Origin of the sequence: Rhizobium sp. N731 (assembly GCF_001664145.1) — a bacterium.
In the GTDB taxonomy this organism is placed as follows: Bacteria; Pseudomonadota; Alphaproteobacteria; order Rhizobiales; family Rhizobiaceae; genus Rhizobium; species Rhizobium esperanzae.
On the sequence record NZ_CP013604.1, the window covers coordinates 1 to 19,315 of the forward strand.

General features: G+C 60.6%; 10 protein-coding genes and 3 pseudogenes. 4 read left to right on the forward strand and 9 right to left on the reverse strand.

The annotated features are described in order from the left end of the window. Window positions 1–454: 454 nt before the first annotated feature. Window positions 455–697 (reverse strand): annotated as a pseudogene (locus AMK02_RS31335) (integrase catalytic domain-containing protein); the annotation flags it as partial. Beyond that, window positions 651–1,610: a transposase gene (locus AMK02_RS23285; protein ID WP_016737358.1), complete on the reverse strand. Its 960-nt coding sequence runs from the start codon at window positions 1,608–1,610 to the stop codon at window positions 651–653. The gene AMK02_RS23285 and the pseudogene AMK02_RS31335, both read right to left, overlap by 47 nt. A gap of 15 nt (window positions 1,611–1,625) precedes the next feature. On the opposite strand from AMK02_RS23285, the pseudogene AMK02_RS31340 reads away from it, so the two are divergent. Both AMK02_RS31340 and AMK02_RS23295 read left to right on the forward strand, forming a co-directional pair. Further along, a pseudogene (locus AMK02_RS31340) lies at window positions 1,626–2,351 on the forward strand (integrase core domain-containing protein); the annotation flags it as partial. An 84-nt stretch (window positions 2,352–2,435) separates the two neighbouring features. After that, window positions 2,436–3,404, forward strand: a complete 969-nt coding sequence (locus AMK02_RS23295; protein WP_016737360.1) for an IS481-like element ISRel2 family transposase — start codon at window positions 2,436–2,438, stop codon at window positions 3,402–3,404. A gap of 1,022 nt (window positions 3,405–4,426) precedes the next feature. Here AMK02_RS23295 and AMK02_RS23300 read toward each other — a convergent pair. From AMK02_RS23300 to AMK02_RS23310, 3 genes and pseudogenes are all read right to left on the reverse strand, one after another. Further along, window positions 4,427–5,344: a recombinase family protein gene (locus tag AMK02_RS23300; protein WP_029532324.1), complete on the reverse strand. Its 918-nt coding sequence runs from the start codon at window positions 5,342–5,344 to the stop codon at window positions 4,427–4,429. 992 nt (window positions 5,345–6,336) lie between these two features. After that, window positions 6,337–6,724: pseudogene (locus AMK02_RS30375) on the reverse strand (hypothetical protein); the annotation flags it as partial. A 23-nt stretch (window positions 6,725–6,747) separates the two neighbouring features. Beyond that, window positions 6,748–7,902 (reverse strand): site-specific integrase, encoded by a 1,155-nt coding sequence (locus AMK02_RS23310; RefSeq protein WP_016737363.1) that lies wholly within the window; start codon window positions 7,900–7,902, stop codon window positions 6,748–6,750. A 625-nt stretch (window positions 7,903–8,527) separates the two neighbouring features. Here AMK02_RS23310 and AMK02_RS32220 point away from each other — a divergent pair. After that, on the forward strand, window positions 8,528–9,040 hold the full coding sequence (locus tag AMK02_RS32220) for an ATP-binding protein (RefSeq protein ID WP_080956182.1): 513 nt from the start codon (window positions 8,528–8,530) through the stop codon (window positions 9,038–9,040). Window positions 9,041–9,269: 229 nt separating this feature from the next. Here the strand turns inward: AMK02_RS32220 and AMK02_RS23320 are convergent, their stop codons facing one another. Then, window positions 9,270–10,436 (reverse strand): IS110-like element ISRel9 family transposase, encoded by a 1,167-nt coding sequence (locus tag AMK02_RS23320; protein WP_011053406.1) that lies wholly within the window; start codon window positions 10,434–10,436, stop codon window positions 9,270–9,272. A 226-nt stretch (window positions 10,437–10,662) separates the two neighbouring features. Here AMK02_RS23320 and AMK02_RS30385 point away from each other — a divergent pair, with 226 nt between their 5' ends. Beyond that, a complete protein-coding gene (locus tag AMK02_RS30385) occupies window positions 10,663–11,004 on the forward strand; it encodes an AAA domain-containing protein (RefSeq protein ID WP_080956186.1) in 342 nt (113 codons plus the stop codon). A gap of 47 nt (window positions 11,005–11,051) precedes the next feature. Here AMK02_RS30385 and AMK02_RS23325 read toward each other — a convergent pair whose 3' ends face one another. From AMK02_RS23325 to AMK02_RS23335, 3 genes are read right to left on the reverse strand one after another with little or no spacing between them, the layout of a single operon-like run. Next, window positions 11,052–14,423 carry an AAA family ATPase gene (locus AMK02_RS23325; protein WP_016737365.1) on the reverse strand — a complete coding sequence of 1,124 codons (3,372 nt, stop codon included), beginning with the start codon at window positions 14,421–14,423 and terminating at the stop codon, window positions 11,052–11,054. Then, complete coding sequence (locus tag AMK02_RS23330; RefSeq protein WP_016737366.1) at window positions 14,420–16,492, reverse strand: trypsin-like serine peptidase; 2,073 nt, start codon at window positions 16,490–16,492, stop codon at window positions 14,420–14,422. The genes AMK02_RS23325 and AMK02_RS23330 overlap by 4 nt, the downstream gene beginning before the upstream one ends. A gap of 8 nt (window positions 16,493–16,500) precedes the next feature. Next, window positions 16,501–19,293: a S8 family serine peptidase gene (locus tag AMK02_RS23335; RefSeq protein WP_125462012.1), complete on the reverse strand. Its 2,793-nt coding sequence runs from the start codon at window positions 19,291–19,293 to the stop codon at window positions 16,501–16,503. Between the last annotated feature and the right edge of the window lie 22 nt (window positions 19,294–19,315).

Here is a 19,315-nt window from a genome sequence, read left to right on the forward strand (position 1 = left end):
GTGCGGCTGATCGTTATTCCTGCCGTTGAGGATTTCGGTTGTGGTCAGCTGACCACCAAGCTAACCCCTTGGAAAACACCAACTTTCAAAGGCGGCTTGTCGCAGGCATTGTGCCGGTTACCGTCTGGCTCCCGAGCCAAATGACGCCTCTTAGGGGAACAGTAGACCGTGATCTCAATACGAACGCGCCCAAGGTCGCGCACGAACTAGACCAGGAGCGAAGTCTTCGCACGAAATGGCAGCCGCCTTTCATCAATTCATTGGCACCGGCGCGGCGAGCAAATCGCAAGGCGGCCGGCTGTGCCGGCTAATCGCGAATGGGCGATGGCGCCGCATGGATAGGACGCAATAGGAACAACTACCTGCTGCCATCCGCAGCGCCGGAATCTACGGGGCTGCTTCGCGGCGGCACTTCCACAACACTGGGAGAATTCATCAACCGCTATCTTGGGCGAGGTGACGCAATGAGCCACTCGACCCTATGGTCTTTTGACCAGGCAAGAATGGCATTCGAGGTGAGTTTGGTGCCGTTGTCGGAGAGATCATTGCGAGTTTGCCGCGCCATTCGATCAGCGTCGTCAGCTCTCGAGCGAGGCGACGACCGGAGATCGAGGTGTCCGGGGATCGCCGCGAGGCATTCTCGCGTCGCGTCATGGACGATGTTGAGCACGCGAACCCCCCTTCCGTAAGCGAACTTGCAGGCACGCGCGCACCGATCCTGGCCAACGCGAAGGCTCTGCCCGCTGGTCGCTGGATTTTGTTCGTGACCAAAAGCAAATGATCCAGTGGAACATTTCTCCACCGAACGACTGAGGCATATACCTATCTCGCAAGGCCCAGCCATCGGCACAGTATTTGAGTCTGTTGAAGAAGGTGATGGGTCCAGGCGGCTTGGAGGAGGCATAGCCGTTCCAGTCGCTGAGTTTGGCGATGATCCAAGCGGCCCAAGCGAGCGAAGCTTTGGGATGGGGATTGGATTGCAGCTTGGTCTTGCCCTTGAAGCGGCTTTCGAGGGCGGCGAGCGTGTTGATCTCCTGGGGACTGACTGCCAGGCTTGCCGGGTGAGGATCGCCGCCACTGCGGTCCTGCACGAGTTGGAGGACGATTGCCGCGGCCTTGGCGGCGATGGCGACGAGCTTTTCCAGCCGCGCCGCTAACTGCAATTGGCTGTCCTCGATCTTGAAGCCCTGCGTCTTCATCACCCGGAAGAACTGCTCGATCATCCAGCGCTGCTTGTACCAAGCGACGATCTGCCAGGCGTCAGTCGCACCGGAGAGCGCATGGGTGGTCAAGAGCAGCCAATGCAAGGGCTCGACACCGTCGGGTGCGTCCGGTTCGACGACCTCGACCCAACTGAGCCTAACCCCGTCGGGCAGCCCTTCTTCGCGCAGGTTTTGCGGTCGCCTGATCGTCGCCTGGCCGAAGCGCAGGCACAACGTTGCCTGCCGCGCCGGACGGTCGGCGCGCTCGCGCAGCTCGATCGTTTGGGTGTCGCAGAACCGAACTGTCTCTACGACATCACGCAGTTTAGAGCCGCCGATGAGTGCATGGTCATGCATGACGCGCGACAAAAGATCGAAGCGTTGGTCGGGCAGGCGCGCCCACATCATAAAGAAGTCGCCCTATTGCGCGACCTCGCCAATGAGCGATGGCGTTTCGGCGACCGGCGGCTTCGGCGGGAGGGAGCGCCGTTGGGGTCGACCGCATCTACGGGCTCTATCGCGAAGAAGGACTTTCCGTTCGCAAGCAGAAAAGCCGGGGCGGCACGCTGTTGGCACGCGTGGCCCGATCCTGGTCGAAGCGAAGGCCAATGCCCGATGCTCGCTGAATCTCGTTCACGACCAGTTCGCTTGCGGAAGGCGGTTTCGCGTGCTCAACTTCGTCGAAGACGTGACCCGCGAATGCCTGGCGGCGATCCCGGACACCTCGATCTTGCGTCGTCGCGTCGCTCGCGAACTGTCGGTCCTCATCGAACGGCGCGGCAAACCGGGGATGATCGTCTCCGACAACGGCACGGAATTCACCTCGAATGCCATCCTTGCCAGGTCGAAGGATCATAGGGTCGAGTCGCACGGCATCACGCCGGGAAGCCGATGCAAAACGCTAATGTCGAGAGCTTCAACGGCCGGATGCGGGACGAGATGGTCAACCAAAGCCTGTTCCTCGGCTGCGATTATGCCCGAAGCGCCATTGCTGGGCCGACGATTACAACCACTTCCGGCCGCACTCATCGCTCGGACCAGACCCGGGCAAGTGATGCAGATACCATTGCCGCAACCGGCTCCAACGCTGCGCGAGATGAAAGCTTCGCGTTTCCGCCACTTGGCGTACTCGGAGCGCGCAGGCTCTAGTTGTGAGCTTTCGGGAGGTTGTCCATTCAAAGCGGATTTAGGAGACTGGAGCTATCACACCTCGAGTCGGAAGGATCGCCGCGAATGAACATTCATAAGAATGCCCGACTGACGCCGTTGCGCCGGGAACAAATGGCGCTTGCTGTTATCGAAGGGCATCTGACCCAGGCTCAGGCAGCACAGGCCTATGGCGTCGCGGCCAAGATCGTCGCCCGTTGGGTCGAGCGTTTCAAGGCCGGTGGTCGAGAGGCGATGCTCGATCGTTCCTCCCGACCTCATGCCATGCCCCGGCAGACCAGTCAGGCGCTGGCGGAGCGCATCATCACGCTTCGCCGCCAGCGCCTGACTGGCAAGCACATCGCGATCGAAACCGGTGTATCTGCAGCGACGGTGAGCCGGGTTCTCAAGCGCGCAGGCCTCTCCCGCCTCAAGGATATCGAGCCGGCCGAGCCTGTGCGTCGTTATGAACGCCAGGCTCCCGGCGAGATGATTCATATCGACATCAAGAAGCTCGGCCGGTTTCATGAGGTCGGCCACCGCATCACCGGCGATCGCACTCGCCAGAGTTCGCGCAGAGGCAAGAGTTGGGGCGCCGGTTGGGAATGCGTTCATGTGGCCATCGACGATGCCTCTCGCATCGCTTTCTCACAGATATTGCCGGACGAGACGAAAGAAAGCGCCGTGGCCTTCTTGAAGGCGGCATTGGCCTATTATGCCAGCCTCGGGATCGCGGTCGAGCGCGTCATGACCGACAATGGTCCCTGCTACACATCAAAGCCATTCGGCCAAGCTTGTCGCGACAACGGCCTCAAGCACGTCCGCACCAGACCATATACGCCTAAAACCAACGGAAAGGCCGAACGCTTCATCCAGACCGCCCTCAGAGAGTGGGCCTACGCCGTCGCCTATCCCAACTCGGACATGCGCGCCGCCGAACTGCCACGATGGCTTCATCGCTACAATTGGCACAGGCCTCACGGAAGTCTAAACTCAAAACCACCAATCACTAGGCTCGCTCTTACCCAGGACAACCTGTTGAGGCTCCACATCTAGTCGCCGCCGGAGAGGATCGAGTGCTAGGTCAGCGGGTCCACTGATCGAGGTTTTTCGCCAGACTCTGCTGTCGTGGGCCAGCAAGTTTTTTGGGGTGGACGCACTGCCAACAGCTGCTTTTCCGGTGGTCAGCTGACCACAGCTCCAACACTCTGAAAAGAAACGACATTTTCGGGCGCTACTATGGACGTCGCATGACCCGCTCCTCGCGCGACCTCTCACAAGATCGGTTGTGTAGAGATAGGTACCGTCCTGTCGCCGCCATGGGTCGCAGGGTCTTGGCGGTCATTTTTGATCGTACATGACGTTCTAAGGGCATTGGTCATGGTTGCACGGGTAGAATGGCCGACAGCCCTTCGATGCGGCTGGTGTAGTAAGGTCAGTTGATGCACGGAGCCGATTGAGCGGCTTCGTGTTCGAACGAACAATGGCGGTGTTTGTCACGACTGAAAGGAGACATTGCTTTGTAATCTTAACGGCGGTCTCCGCAGGATGCTTCAGGACGAAGACCTCCCAGGCTTCGAGGACAGTGGAAATTTGCTGGTCGTAAAACGAATATTTGCAGATTTTCGGCCGTAGTCATTCTTGTAGGAAATATAGCTGGCGGCGCGGACAAATGGCTCAATCAAATTGTCGAGCATCCTTGAAAGAACGCCGAAACGCGGACGGATTGTAAAAGAAACAAATACTGTTTGACTGAGTCCCGGCTCGCGCCCGAATTCTTCGTGCAGCCGAGACGGCTTTTTGGTAGCGAGGGGAGGGGCTGTCCTCTGCTTTTACCCGCGCCACCGAGGGTCATGGCCCGCGCGCCTCTGCGGATCATAATCACCGCGGCTGAAGCCTTCAGCACGTTCCGGGGGAGGGGGCGAGCAGGCGGAGGAAGCCGGCTCCGCGGGCGAGTGTAGGCGCTGAGCTGAAACCGCGGAGCGATAGCGACTAGCGGTCCTGGCGCTTGACGGTTATGCAGTCGAATAGCGACAAGAAAAGACTCTCTGCCATCGGGCGTCGGATGAACCATGCCCTCAACGGCGAATGAGGCCAAATCTGTGGGCTTCGTCCAGCAGGACCCGCACCGAGGACGGTTGCCACTTCCTGCCGCTGCGCACGGGCCGTTCTCCCATCTGGTCCAGTTGCGCGGCAATGTCGCGCAGCGACAGTTTGGGATCGGCAATGGCAATTGCCGCCACCAGCTTCATCAGATAGTCTTCGGGAGCGCGGCGAGGGGATCGAGCAAGGAGTTCCTTCTCCGCGAGCTTTTCGCGTACCATGCGATGAACAGCGCGACGAAGGCGTTCGACGGTCCAGTCGTGGCCACGGCGATTGAGAACCCGCACGACATTGTCCCAACTGTGCTGCGGCCGGAGTTGACGCACCATCGGCAGCCACGTCTGCGCCGATGCAATGAGTTCATCGAGATAGAGTTTCTCCCGTGCCTGCGAGATTGCCTTGATCGCCTCCGGCCGTCGTTCTCGCAGACCCGGATTTCCAGGAAGCCTGCCGCGTGCCTTCGCCGCCTTAATGCCGGCTTTGGTACGCTCGGCGATTAGCGCCCGCTCGAGCTGCGCGACGGCGCCGAGGACCTGAAGGGAAAACATGCCCTGCGGGGTCGACGTATCGATTGGATCGCGGATCGACCGGAAATGCGCGCCGCGGGCCTCGAGGTCCTCGATCACCGACAAGAGATGACTGACGGATCGGGCCAGTCGATCGAGGCGCACGACAATGAGGACGTCGCCGGCGCTAAGCTCAGCGAGTAATCGCGTCAGCACCGGTCGAGCCCGCGATGCTCCGGAACCATGCTCCTGATGGATCCGATCGCAGCCGGCTGCACGCAGCTCGTCCAACTGGGCATCGTGGACCTGTTCATCCGTCGACACCCGGGCATAACCGATCAGCCGCTTGGGAGATTGTTGGTTGTCAAATGTTTGTGGCTTTGCCATCGCGCTTGTAACGGCCCTGTCTCGAAGTAGTTTGTACAGATAAGGCATGCGTTAGAAATCGAACAGTTGCAAGCGTGTTTTAAGTGTCAAATAGCGGCCCACCAGACTCAAATCGCCACCCGAGATAAGCAACGGAGCGTCCGCACTGACAAACCCGCGCCAGCGGGCTCCTGTGGCGGAAAGGCCGGAAAACAACGGTTTTGGAGATGTCGCGAGAGCAGGGGGCCGCAGGAGGACGCCGGCGCATCATGCGGCAAGAAGGGGTCGGGATCATGCGGGCCAACTGGGGCGGCCGAATTCTGTCTCGGGGAGTCCGGTCATCCAGGACGGCCGACCACTGATTTGCGCGCTGAAATCAATCGCTGCCGAGGTGGCTTTTACTTCCCGTTTTCAGTTGAAGCGCTAAGCTGAAAAACTGGCGCCGAACTTTGACCTAATGGCTTCACACGGAGCAGGGGAGGGGAGAGCGATGTTCGAAATCATTCGAGTTGGTGGAAGGGTGTTGGAAGAACGCGCTCACGGTTGTAAAAACCGGCTAACGATAACGATAGGAATTTCGGATGAGCTGGAAACTGAGGCGAGTTAAGCAGTGTGCCAAGTGCCCTTGGAAGGTGTCCACGAACCCTCATGATATTCCGAATGGCTATAGTCAAGAACTGCATCAGGCTCTTGTCCGCACCATCGCCGAGCCGGAATCGCTGAAAGGCACCGGCCAGGTGATGGCTTGCCATGAGCATGCGCCAGGGGAGGAAGCCCACTGTGTCGGCTGGCTCATGAACCAGATCGGGCCGGCAACAACATCCCTTTGCGTCTTCAAGTCATGTCTTGCGACAATATCGAGGCGGTCATCTTGGAAGGCCCGCAGCACGAACGGTTTGAAGATACGCTGCCGAAAGGCAACGACGTCGCAGTTGGGTAGGGGTCAACTTGCTGCGATCGCCAAAAGGCAGATCAGCGGCCGCTGCCCCTTGGCACAGCTCTGATTGTTGCCATTAAAGGCCCGATGCCTTGGTGAGTTTGATCCGGAAACGGTCACGGCGCAGGTGATACTTGCGGGTCATTTCCGCGCTGGTATGACCGAGCTGTTTTTGGACATACCGCAAGTCGACCTCAGCCGAGCAGGGTGACGAGCAGGCCCTTGGCAAGCGTCTCGACCCAGCCGCAGCCGCCTTCGGTCTGGTCGCGGCCGCAATCCAGCCCGACGATCTCGGAGCGGCGCAGGCCGCCGGCAAAGCCGATCAGCAGTATCGCCCGATCCCGCATGCCGCGCGGAGTTCCCCTATCGAGCGTTTCGAGTATGGCGATCATGTGCTCGGGGAGCACGGCTTCTTTTTGGCGAAGAGGGGCTACATGGGTGTTGCGGATGCCGGCCAGAACGGTGGTGGACGTTTAGCGGCATCTAATTATAGCATCCGAGAGGCCCGGCCGCTTCGACGGGTTGCACTATTGTAATAGCTTGATGCCTGCTGAACCGAACGATGACGTGACTGCTCCATGGCTTCGGGCAGGGGAATGCCGCGATTGGCGGCCTCAGTCAGATAGCCGGACCTCAACCCGTGCACCGAAAACTCCCCGGGCTCGAGCCCGGCCATTTTCACCCGCCGCTTGACGATATCATTGACCGCCTTCGGATCGAGCGCCCGGCGCGAAACATGGCCCCAGCGATCGATCCCCCGAAACACGCTACCGCTGCTAATCTTCGCGGCCGCCAGCCACGCATTCAGCGCCTCCACCGGCCGCCCGGTGAGGTAGACGACCTCGTCCTGACCGGCGCCGGAATTCTTGGTTCGGCCGAGATGGATGGACAGCGAGGGCAGGGGGCTGCCGTCCTCGCCGGCAACGGGCGGCTCGATGGTCAGCTGCTCCTTGCGCAGGCCAGCGACTTCGCTGCGCCGGCGGCCGCCGGACGCGAAGGCGACCATCAGGATCGCCCGATCGCGGAGATCGCGCAGATTGTTGCCGCCGCAGGTGGCCAGCAGTTTGGCCAAAACATCTGATGTCACCGCCTTGGCGCTCTTGCGAAGACGTTGTCTTGGCGCGGCTCGGATCGCCAGACGAATGGCTGATTTGAGGGCAGGGGAGGCGAAGGCGCCGTCGAGACCGCGCCATTTGGTCAGCGTCGACCAGTTGGCGAGCCGTCGTCCGACGGTCGCCGGCGCGTGCGGCCCGGTCGATCGAAGAAGACCGCCGTCCCTCAAGGCCTGGCCGACTGCGGCCGGCATGCCGTGCTCGGGATCGGTTTCGCGCCGCGCCGGGTCCCACAGATGATTGGCGACGAATTTCAGCAGCAGCGCTTCCGGCGCCGGCCAGGGCAGGGCGCTGCCGGTCGCCGCCAGGCACCAGGCTTCGAGGTAGCCGAGGTCGGAGGCCAGCGCCCGCAGGGTGTTGTCACCCATGCCTTCGTTGACCAGGTGTTTGAGCGTCTCAACGTCCTGGTCGGTAAGGATCTCGGCGAGCTTGTCGCGCCGGTCGATCGGCAGTACCGCGGCAATGGTGTCGAGGGTTTCGGCGCGCTTTGCAATGCCATCGGGCACTGATTTCGGGGCGATGATGTCCACAGGAGCTCCTGAACGGCGAAAATCCGGCAGCCGCAACGTCGTCGGCGCCCCGTCCTTCGTCCCGTTTTCACTGATTTGCGGCGTGATAGCAATTACTTCCGATAAGCATTACTTATCGGAGGTGATTGCCTCAAAAAAACGCCCTCGGTGCGACGGAAGTAAGGGCCAAGTTCAATTCCTTATTCCAAAAGAACGTGGTTAATTCAAATGGTTAACGAACCGTAAATTCGACGCCGTCGCCGATTTGCCAGGCACCCGGGATCCGGCGTTGTGAATTTCAGCTAGGGATTTCATTCAAGCGCCAGCTGAAAATCGGACGCCATCTCCGCAGGTCAAGACTGGCTGCGAGTGACTAAGGCTTATCGGTGGACACAATTTTGCTTGCATACGATGCATCGCGACGAACAACACCTCCCTTGGGAAGTGGCGCTGATCCAAGACCTTAACCGCATTTGCAATTGTAAACCATGAAATCCTTAGCTGAAAATTGGGCTGATTCTGCCCGTTAAGTCCAACTGACTTAAGGTATTCCGCCGTTTGAAATCGCAAATTGAAAGCGACAAGCGAAAGCCATTGTTTACGTAAGGCAGTCGAGCAAAGGCCACGTTGAGAACAATCCTGCGAGCTGTCGCCGGCAATATATGAACTGGTTGACTTCGGGCGGCATCGCGGCTTCCGCACCGTTGAGGTCATCGATGATGATCTCAGACGTTCAGCCAGCGGAATGGTTGCCCGTCCAGCTCCTGAGAAGCTGGTGGCTGCATTGTCCGTCGGCAAAGTCGGTACTGTTCTTTGCTTCGACGCGCCGCGCCTCGCGCGCAATGGGCGCGACTACCTGCCTTTCGCCCTGGCCGGCGGCCAACTCCTATTCCATCTGATCAGCAGGCTCTACGAGCGCACGTCGATCATTGTCACCACGAACCTGGCGTTCGGTGAATGGCCGACGGTGTTCGGCGATGCCAAGATGACGACGGCACTTCTCGACCGCCTGACCCATCACTGCGAGATTGTCGAGACCGGCAATGAGTCCTGGCGCTTCAAGAACCGCTCTCAAAGCTCACATGAGGATTTTGCCGTCAAGATCAATCATAGTTTCATAGCTTGTTCCCTTCAATTTCGTTTCGAACCCATGGTCTGAGCCACTTTGCTTGACGCGGCACGTTTCCGTCACCGGTTCAAACTCACATACGGTCGCCGTTTTGTCCGGCAGCACCATTATCCCGCTTGCGTAGCGGCAAGGCTCAGGAGAACGGGACCAATCTAAAGCGCGGCATTTAAAGCCCGACTTTGAGGCGGTTCGCTCACCTGGATCCGCCAGGAGTGATCAGTCCTGGAAGATTTGTGTATTCGGCAATCTTTTGGGGTCGTCAGGCGGTCTTCATGACAGCCCCCTCGATGACAACACCCGCGGTGACAAACTTCCACAGTGCGATAAGGAGTTTGCGCGCCAGGGCCACTATCGCGGCTTTTTTTAAGCGTCCACCATTCGACTGAACCCGATCCACAAACCAACGGCTAAGCGCTGATGCTGGCTGATTGCGTAGCCACAACCAAGACAGTTGGATCATCGTGGTGCGCAGCCGAGGGTTTCCTGCCTTTGAGACACCCTGTTCGTGGTCGATGGTCCCGCTCATCCATGGGGTTGGTGTCAAACCTGCATAGGCGGCAATCTGCCGCCGATTATCAAAATGCCGGGACAGGGCTTCGGTCCAAAGAACGGCGGCAAATTCAGCGCCAACACCCTTCAAGGACAGCAGCATCGCTGCGGGCGAGGTTGCCTCAACCGCTGGCTGCTCGTCCATCGATAGGAGAGAATTACGCTCGCTCTCCACTGCAGCGATCTGTTCTAGCAGCAACTCGAGACGGTCGAGTTCGCGATTGATTTGAGCCTTCAGGTGTTTCGGTAACTCGCGCCCATCTCCGGTCTGGAGTTCCTCCAGCCGCTGACGGCGATCCTTACGGAGCGGTTGATAGCCGCTGACGCCTTGAGCGAAGAGTAGCCCCTTCACGCGATTGACATGCCTGACCCGCTCAGCAATCAAAACTTTGCGTTCCCGGCAAATCCGACGTCGATCTTCGTCCTTCGGATCTGGCGCTCTGACCATCGCACATACGCGAGGCTCGCCGCGCTTGAATGCAAGCAATGTGCGCGTCAGAGCCTCTCCATCGATCTTGTCGGTCTTGGCACGCCGACGTCGACGGGAAGTCGCGATCGAAGCTGCGTCGACGACGTAACTTTCGATGCCGTGAGTCTCCAGCACGCGGTGTATCCAGAAGCCGTCCAATCCTGCCTCCTGGATCGTCACGATGGGAAATAACTTCCCTGTTCTCAACCGCGCCTTCTGTTGTAGCTGCTCAAATCGATCCAGCAGCTCGGCTACATTGCCACCGGCCACTACGTGCTTCGACATCTTCTCGCCACTGCCAGGCGACAGCGAAGTGATCAACCAGGTCGATCGGCTCAGTTCCAATGATACAAAAATTGCGCCAAGATCAATGCGGACAGCGGTCGGATGAATGGATGCAGGTTCCATAAACTGCTCCTCCTGAGCGAGTGTTTTGATGCAACCTCACTCTGCCAGAGCGGCGGCCGCTGTTCACTCCTCATGGGATCTAAAGTCGAAGAAGATCATCACCCGCACTTGGCCTACCCTCTGCAACCCCGGCCAGCGCCGGGCAGGCCAAGCGCTGATCTACAGCACAGGGGGGTCAAAATTGGATAAGCAAAAGGGGTGAATGTTCGGTGCTGATTGACGTGTCATCACGCCATTTGTCGTCGTTCAGGACAATCTCCGCGACAAACTGGTCGACAGTCGCGTTTTCGACGGCTGGGTAGACGAGCCTCGGACGTGGGTCAGGGACCGGGTTGGGACCGTTCAAACAGTTCAAGGCCGAGAAGCGGATATTGTTTTCTTTGTTCTGAGCGCGCAGTCTCCCTCTCAACAGGGCGCACGCGCGTGGGCTGGTGGAAGACCGAATCTCGCCAATGTCGGCGTAACCCGCGCGAAGACATCGCTCTTCGTCATCGGAAATCGAGCCGCATGGAAATCGGCAGGCTTCTTCGCGGCCCTACATAGGTACCTGCCGCAGCGCAATCTTTGATGCTGCCGAGCTTATTGGGAAAACGGCTTCCTGCTCTGGTCGGCATTTTAGGCTCCACCAGCGGCCACCATCTCGTCAAAGCGGGGCAGCCGCAGCAGGCTGTCATAGCGATGCAAGAGCCCGGCAACGGCGACGAACCGTCGTCCGCGCTGGGCGCTTGCCGAGAGTGCAGCGAACAGGTCTTGCGTCAGTCCCGCAAGATCGAGGAACACAACGAGTCGCGCGAGAAAAAAGTCGATTTCTCTGAGGTTGTGACGCGTCGAAAACAGTTGGCCCGGGTGACAGTCCGATGGCCAGAAAGGCGTTCCGGCGGCGATCACATCGAGGGCTTCGCCAAACCCGCTGGGGTCGTCGGCAGCAACGTCTCCCAACGCCGCCCGGATGGGGTCGTAAAGCTCCGGGGTCCGGCCACGCAACACGGTTTCCATCGCCCGGGCCATGCCGCCGTGTGCGGAACGATAGGCTGGAACGCCCTCGTTGGAGACCCGGAAGAACGCCTCTGGGGCATCCAGGATTTTAAGGTCCGTCGATGCCGGTGGCCCACTCTGGAATTCGTCGATTTGCCTGAAGAGGGTGCCAGGGATCTGCAGCAACGTCGACCCCTCGCGCTCGTCTGGCTTCAACATCCCCCAGATGGCCACGACCTGGGTGATATCCGCTCGGACGTCAAAATAGTTCCGCGGATAGGCCATCAAGGCCGGGTTCCAATACTTCGACAGCGCATGGAGGCGCAGCGATAGGATGGACGCGATTGGTGCAGAGGCAAGAACCGGATAGGCGGTAATAGCGTCGCGATAAGGAGCATGGTCGACGAAAGCCGGGGTACGTCCGAGCGCCACCGTCGCAACGGCAAGCGCCAAGAGGGTCCCCAGCGCGAAGGGGTTTCGCGACGATGGCTGAAAAGGGAAGGATGCGCTCTCGGTTGCCCACAGAAGGTCGCTTTCCTGGACGGCGCCAGTCGCCAGACAAGACAATGCCCATTTCCAAAGCCAGTGGCTGGTCAAGTCGCCCAATTTGTCAAGGGGCGGCTCATGCTCGGGAGCCTCCGCCATCCGCAATACGCCGCTCCGGCCGGAGCGAACGACGCCTTCGAAGTCGGCCTCGGAAAACAGGGCTGCGATCCGGCGAGCCGTATCAATGTCTTCCACTATGTCGAGCTGCCGTCCGTGGCCGGAGCCTTGGTAAGAATGCTCATCGGAACCCGCATCGATAAGCGCCAGCTGCTCCATCTCCAGATCGCCTATGGGCTCATATCGTTCTGCCTGCCTCGATGTGACCCCGAGGCGCGCCCGTTCGGCACGGCGAGTCGCAACAGCCTTTCTGCGCGCGTCGACAGGCAAGGCTGCGGTCTCCTGGTTGGACAGCCCGATGTCCGATTTGTCCTCGCGGCGGAGGATTGCACGCGCCGCAAGCGGCATCGCGAAGACGTCTTCCCCGGCAAGGTCAATCAGGCGGCGCACCAGGCTGGGATCGGTGAGCAGTAAACCGACCTCGCCCAAGAAGGCGTCATGATAGGCTGCGAGAGTTGCAGCGTCCGGCTCGCCAGCCCCACCGCCAGCCCGGTACCAGTTGGCGGCAGCGCGATGGACCGCGCGAACCGTCTCGCGCATGGGGATCTCGGAATTTCCCGCCGGTGACAGGTCGCTGTCGAGCATCGGCAGCATGATGCGCCTGAGGACAGGAACGTGGCGTATTGCGTCATCGCCGGAGCGCTCGACCAGCCAGACTTCACGGGAGAGGGCCTCAAAGAGGTCTATAGATTTCTGCACATCGATTGCGCCAAGTGCTGTCGGACCGGCAAGGACCTCCCGGATAAGTGTGGGCGTGACCACCGTGAGCGCAAGTCCCGGATGTGCCAGTTTGGAAAGGTCGTCCCTGGAAATCAGCCGCTCCCCGGCAGCATCGGTGACGATATGGTCTTTCAACCGGTGCAGAAAGCGGGAATAGAGCACGCGCGTACTGGATGCGGCACCAAGAACCCCTGAGCCTTCGGCAAGCGTGGCAGCCTCCTCGATCTCCGCAGCCGTGCGCCCGCGCGAAAACGCAGCGAGCAACAGGAGCACGATTGGAAACCGCGGAATGGCGCCAACGAGGCGCCGGCTTCGCGCCTGTGTGAAGATTTGGCGATCTGCACGGCTCCTCAGGAACTCGACCGCGGCCTCGGGACCGAGCTCGCCGATCTCCAGGCGTGCTTCGAACCAACGAGCAGCATCACCATCATCGCCCTGGAAGGGATGCGCTCGGCCAGCGACTACCGCCCTTACATCCTTGAACAGCGGACGTCCGTCGTGGCACCGGAGCACTTCGAGTGAGTTCAAGAATTCGAGCACAAGGCCGAACGGCTCCTGGTCCAGAAAAGGGGCCTTCATATTGGAGCGTACCAGGACTTCCTCGAAGGTATCGACGAGGACAACGAGGGTTTGTTCGGCAAACATCCCGTCACCCAAGGCCCGTTGCATTTCCTCGCGCATGGATGAAACAACGTTCAAGCTCTCGGTACCGGAGAGCCGCTCCACGTCGCCGCTCTCTTGAGTGAGCCTGTGCAGATCGTTTCGAGCCGCGTTCCGGATCGCCGATAGACGCTCGGCCGCTGCTGGCCTGGCAAAGCCGATCTGCCGAGTAACCTCGTTCAGCCATTCGCGCTCGCCCCCGAGAGCAACGTTGCGCTGGTCAAAATCAATCCAGACGCAGATCGGACCTGACCAGTCGTCTTTCTGGGTGCGGCGCATTAAATCGGCGACAAGAGCCGACTTGCCCGAGCCGCCTATGCCGGTGACGAGCAGAGGACGAAGGCGTGCGAAGTCGCTTGGCGGTTTGGGGAGCGCGACCAGTGGCTGCTGCAAAAGGCCGCTTTCAATATACTGGTCGAGGGCATGTGCCTCGAGCGCACGGCCAAACAGCTTACGGGGGGCCACAAAGTCCTGCCGGCGTCGCTCGGCCTTGCGCGCCAACATCACGCGCGGGTCTACCGGCGGTTCCCTGACCGGCCAATCCGTCGGCAAGGAACGGACGAAATCGAGCGCCAAGGCCTGTAACATCAGGTCGTCCGTCGACATTTTGCGCGGATCGCCGGCTGCCGCCCCCTTTTTCAACATTGCCTGCAGGACTTGGCCGAAGCGATCAGAAACTTGCGGTTTGGTTTGCCTGACGGTCTGTTCCAGTACCCCCTCGGCGGCCATCTCCCTCAAAGTGTCGCGCCGTGGCTGCGGCCGCAGGCGCCAGAGCACGCGCTTGTCTTCGATGACCTCTTCCATCATCGGCGATAAGAATGCCAGGACACGGTCCTCGAAGGCCTCCTTGTCCTCCGCGCGGACCGGCAGCTGCAGGAAAGCCACCGGATCGAACGTGCCGACGACGGCGGCCCGCCGGCGAAGGACGAGAGCGGCGTTTTCGGGTGTGTCATGTTTGGTTGCGTTCATACACCCATCCGTTTCTTGAGATGGGGGTCGAGGTCGTTGCGGACAACCGCGGCGACGGCCTGCGTCATGCTGAAGGTCTCGCTGACCCGGCTGCTTGCGACCGACGAGACGACGGCGGCAAGGCATTCGCACGCCACGTCCGGCAAGCCGAACCGCCCGTCAACTCGATTGCCTACCCAGGAGGCTACCCGGCTGCTGTCGAGATGCGTCAGCGGCTTTTCGAGGCGTTTGGCCTTGATGCCTTGCAGTGACGGCAGATCGACGTCAACCAGGCCGAGCATGACGAGGCGAAGCGACGGTTCGACGGAGACGTCTGCATAAAGCCGGTCGAGGAGCGTTCGCGTAGTTGTGTCCGGCAGCGCGTGTTTTTCAAGTTCGTCGATGACGAGCCACAATGTTCGCTGGCCAGCGATCCTGACGAGCTCAGCCTTTAGTTCGCCAGCAACGCGCATGACAACGTCGTTGATCTCGGTCGATTGACGATCGGCAGGTAGGCTGCTGTCATCAACGGGGGTCAGGGCGGATGACCGGCCGGCGCTGACAGCCTCAAGGAGGGCGGCTGCAGTGCGGTACGCGTTCTGCATTAGGTTTGCGGCGCTGATCTCGACGATTTCGTGTTCGGCGAGATCAAGAAATTCCCGCAGGATGCGCCTTGAGAAACTTTTGCCGACGCGCTGGAGCGGCTTTCCGTCCACACCGAGATCGGCGCGAACGATGAGTATCTTGACCTTGCCCCGGCTTGCCTCCGCAATCGCCTCCTGCAACTCTCCGCGCCCAATCAATGGATCGCCATTTGACAGCGCTGGTTTAAGTGCTTGGAGAGCACCCATCCGGGCGATGATGGCCGGTCCGGCCTTGGCACGGATACGGCGCAACGGTATGGCGATATTGACGTTCGCGCTTGGCACGGGATCGCCGTTATCGTCGCTGATATCAGAATTGCCGCCATAGGTGACGCCCGCTTGGTGCAGCGCCACCGGCATCATGTCGAAATTGAAGCAAGGTGCGCCGGATGAGCCGCCGATGGAATTTGCGCTATGAAGGATCCTCGCAGATGTCTTCGCGGGAACGCCGCCGAGAAGGTTTGCAGCTGGTAGACCGAGATCGAAACTTCCGTAGGACAGGCGCATCGAAAATTCGCCCGGGTGATGCAGGAGGACCATATTGCCTCTTGGCATAGGCGGGTCTTCGGAGACGATATCATAAAAGCGCCGCTCCAGTCCTGCCGGCTCGGCGATCTCAATCACGGCGAAATCGTCGTACGGCTCGAAATCCGCGCCGTCTGCCGGCCAGTCGCCGGCACGTTCACTGCCGGTTCGCTCGGATCCTTCGGCACTGCTTGCCGCGACCAGCCAGTTCTCGATTACACCGATGCGGATAACACCGCCCGCCTGTGCGGCGCGTGCCGTGAAATCGAATTCCACGCCGAGCCTTGCCGCGCTGCCGGCGGCAGCCTTCCATGATTCTGCCGGGGCGAGCCCTGCGGCCGCAGCCTCTTCGTCGCTCATAGGTTCCAACAGCGAACGAACGACGTGCCAGTTCGTCAGCACGAGGCGCGGCCCGATCAGGAAACCCGTTCCCCGTGTACGCCGGGCACCATCGCGCACAACGATGCGACAGGTGCAGCGTTGTGCGCGCATCACCGCGGCATTGACGTCGTCGGGATCGCGAAAGCGCTCCTGGTCATTAACGATTGCCTCGAAGGTGACGAGCACGCTCGCGCGATCGCGCGCATCCGCAACCAGCGCGGCCGCCATGACCACCCCGCCAGTACCATCATCCTCGCTGCTTGCCTTGAACAGCGTTGCACCGCCTGCGGAACAGAAACCCTGCAGGAACCCTTTATCGCTCGCATAGCGCAGCGCAGCTTCGAAATCGGCGAAATCTCGCTCGCGGCCCGGGCCAAGGGGCGCTGCCCGCTGACGTTTCAAGGCGACGGCCTTGAACGGGATGCGTTCGTCAGGGCTCACCTCGGCAAAGGCGTCGAAGGCCTTTTCGAACGTCTCGCGGGTTACCTTGACCTGACGTGAGAGCCTGCCGGGATCGAGCTCATCAGGACCTTCTGACACGGCGCGCCCTATCTCCATACCATCCGTTCGGTAACATCCGCCCCGATAAATGGCGATTGTTTCACTGCGGCCAGAGAGTGAGCGTAATTGGCGGTCATCACCTGGCCTGCGAAATGCAGGCCAAGGATCGGAAGATCGTTTGAAAAGGTAATGATTGCGGAGCCTGACGAGCCACCCAGCGTTGTCGCGTCATGGCTGAATATCCAGTGATTGCCGTCCGCCTTCACGCCCCCGGCCGCTTGGACGATGGTGCCCGGGCTGAAATATTTCCGGCCATAGTCGAGACCGAAGATCATCGCCAGACGGCCTCCGATCGTCTCAGTAGCTTCCTTGCCGGAAGGATCCTCCAGAGCGGACCGATCAGGACGGGCAGGATAACCGACCACCGCGATATCCTGCAAAGTTGCGGCTTCGCCGGGATCGCCCGTCAGCCCCACGGTCGCGGGGAGCTTCGCGGTAGTGTTCTCCGTTTCGACGTCGAGCACCACCATGTCAAGATGAGCGAAATCGACGCTTCTGCCAATTTGGGCATCACCAGCAGCGGCAACCCCTTTGACCTTGAAACGCAATTCGTTGCCCCTTCCGTTGTCGCTGAAATTGATCGTGACACCGTCACGCATGAACCATTTCGATCCGCTACCTCTCTTGACGACGACGTCCGCGATGGCCTCTGCCACATGGCGGTTGGTCACGACGAGCCCGGGACCGGCGACCCATCCCGTACCGACATGTGCGCCCGCAACGTCGATGCGGCCGACGCTCGCACAAAGGGCGGGCAGATATTGCTTGGCCGCCGTCAGAAGCGCACTCCAATCGGTGAATTCGGCATGCTTCGAGGAGATCGCGCCATCCTCCACCTTGAAGGCTGGGCGGCCCTTCAGCCGGACAAGCGCCTCGGTCACGATTCTGCCTTCGATGGAAAGCGCCGCCTCGCCATCGCTGGCAAGCTGGCGGACGACCGCTTCGGTGCTGTTCAACAGATCGCGGCGTGCGGCGGTTGCCTCAGGGGTACTTTCCGTCTGGGATTCGATCTGCGTCAGCGTGCCTTCGATGAGATCTTGCAAGTCCCTCAGACCCGTCCCGGCAAGACTTGCGCGCGCGTTTTCTGCAGTGCTTTCCTGGCCAGGCTTCAACGGCGCAATTATTGTCAGAGGGTGGCGCGCAGGCGGTGTGGGCGCAAGAATCGGAGCTTGGAGATGTGGAACTGCATTCGCAAATCGCAGGCTTCGTTTCAAGACGGTGGGCGCCTTGGCTTGAAGCCCTGGTGACGGGAGCGGCCGGGCAGGGGTTTCGAGCAGCGCGGAGCGCCCGGCGTCGCCGCGCCTCCAGGCGTCGGCGGCAAGGTAGCTTGCCTCTGCGCCGTAACGCGCCCAAACCACATCCGTGCTCTGGGCATCGGCAAAGACTTGCGCAACGGCGGCGCTCTCCGGCGCATCCGGAACGGCTTCAGGTGCTATTTCATTCCCGGTTGCTGCCGGGATCTTCGCCAGCGCCAAGCGCAGCAAGGCAGCGGCATCGACAACACCGGCACCGTAAAGCCAGCTGTTCCAGCGGGCGGGACGCCGTGCAGTCGCCGTCAGTGCCGCGCGAAAGAGCGCCTGGACGCTGACGCCGCGGCGCTTGGCCTCCGCCCGAACCTTGTCGCGTCCGAACCGCGCAAGCCATAGCGCCGCCACGCCGGCGGTGGTCGTTACCGCGAAGGAGGTCCCCTGCCCACCGCTAACCGTGCCGATGCCGAGATCATTCGGTGTCCTGCGTGCCACGTAGACATTCTCCGCTGGAGCGGCGATCGTCACACTGGGCCCGGCGCTGGTTCCCTTCCACGGTTTGTCGTTCGAATCGACACCGGCCACAGCAATGACACGGTCGTCTGAGGCCGGATAGACGACGAAGTTGACACAATTTCCTGCCGCGGCAAGCACGATCAGTCCCCGATCGACGGCGACGCCGATGGCAGCCGAAATCGATCTTGAGAAGATCCCCCCGAGGCTCATGGTGATGATGTCGGCCTTGATTTTCACGGCGTGAAGGATGGCGGCCGCCACCGGGGTCCCGTCGAATATCTTGACGTCGGTCGTGCAACGGATCGGCACAAGGCTCGCTGCTGGTGCCGTTCCGACCATCTGGCCACGTTCACGGCTTACGACCACACTCGCCGTGGCCGTTCCATGTCCGGGATTGGCAAAAGACGGATCAAGGGGATCAGCGGGGTCCTTATCTCCACCAACGATGTCGATGGCGAGATCGAAGCGAAGCGCCTCGGTATCCAGTTCGGGATGACTGGCGACACCGGTATCGGGCTGAGCGACGATAATGCCCGCACCCTTTTTGGGCGAAATCGCCCAGGCTTCGGGCGCGCGCACCGCCTTTGCCGACCAGTGGAAATCAGTGGGGGCCGACGCCTTCGACCAGCAAAGGGCATCGACAGCCGCTGATTCCGGATTGGTCCGGTCAAGCCTATGGGCATCGGGCTCGGCGTAAAGTGTCGAGCCGATGTCGGGCGTGCAGGACACGAGTTCGAGTTCACCTGCAAGGTAGTCGGCAATCGCGAATAGGCGGTCCGGTGCGATGGTGCGCGCAACGCCAGGAAATTGCAGGACATAGAACGTCGGGAGCAAGGGATCGAGCGGCTGAAGGACGAAGCGGCCGTCTTTCAGCAAACCGGCGATGTGGGCCTCCAACCCGCCAGCGTCATCTGGCCGCTTCAACTCCAGTTCGAAGCGTATAATTCCTGGCCGGAGAACGGGATCTTCGGCGTCGCAGGCTTCACAGACGGAACGCAGGATATCAAGTTCAATCACCGTATCGCCCCCCAAGGATACT

Coding starts and splice junctions, on each gene's coding strand:
- AMK02_RS23285 (WP_016737358.1), bottom strand. CDS start 1,610: ATGATGTGGGCGCGCCTGCCCGACCAACGCTTCGATCTTTTGTCGCGC.
- AMK02_RS23320 (WP_011053406.1), bottom strand. CDS start 10,436: ATGGAACCTGCATCCATTCATCCGACCGCTGTCCGCATTGATCTTGGC.
- AMK02_RS23325 (WP_016737365.1), bottom strand. CDS start 14,423: ATGAACGCAACCAAACATGACACACCCGAAAACGCCGCTCTCGTCCTT.
- AMK02_RS23295 (WP_016737360.1), top strand. CDS start 2,436: ATGAACATTCATAAGAATGCCCGACTGACGCCGTTGCGCCGGGAACAA.
- AMK02_RS23300 (WP_029532324.1), bottom strand. CDS start 5,344: ATGGCAAAGCCACAAACATTTGACAACCAACAATCTCCCAAGCGGCTG.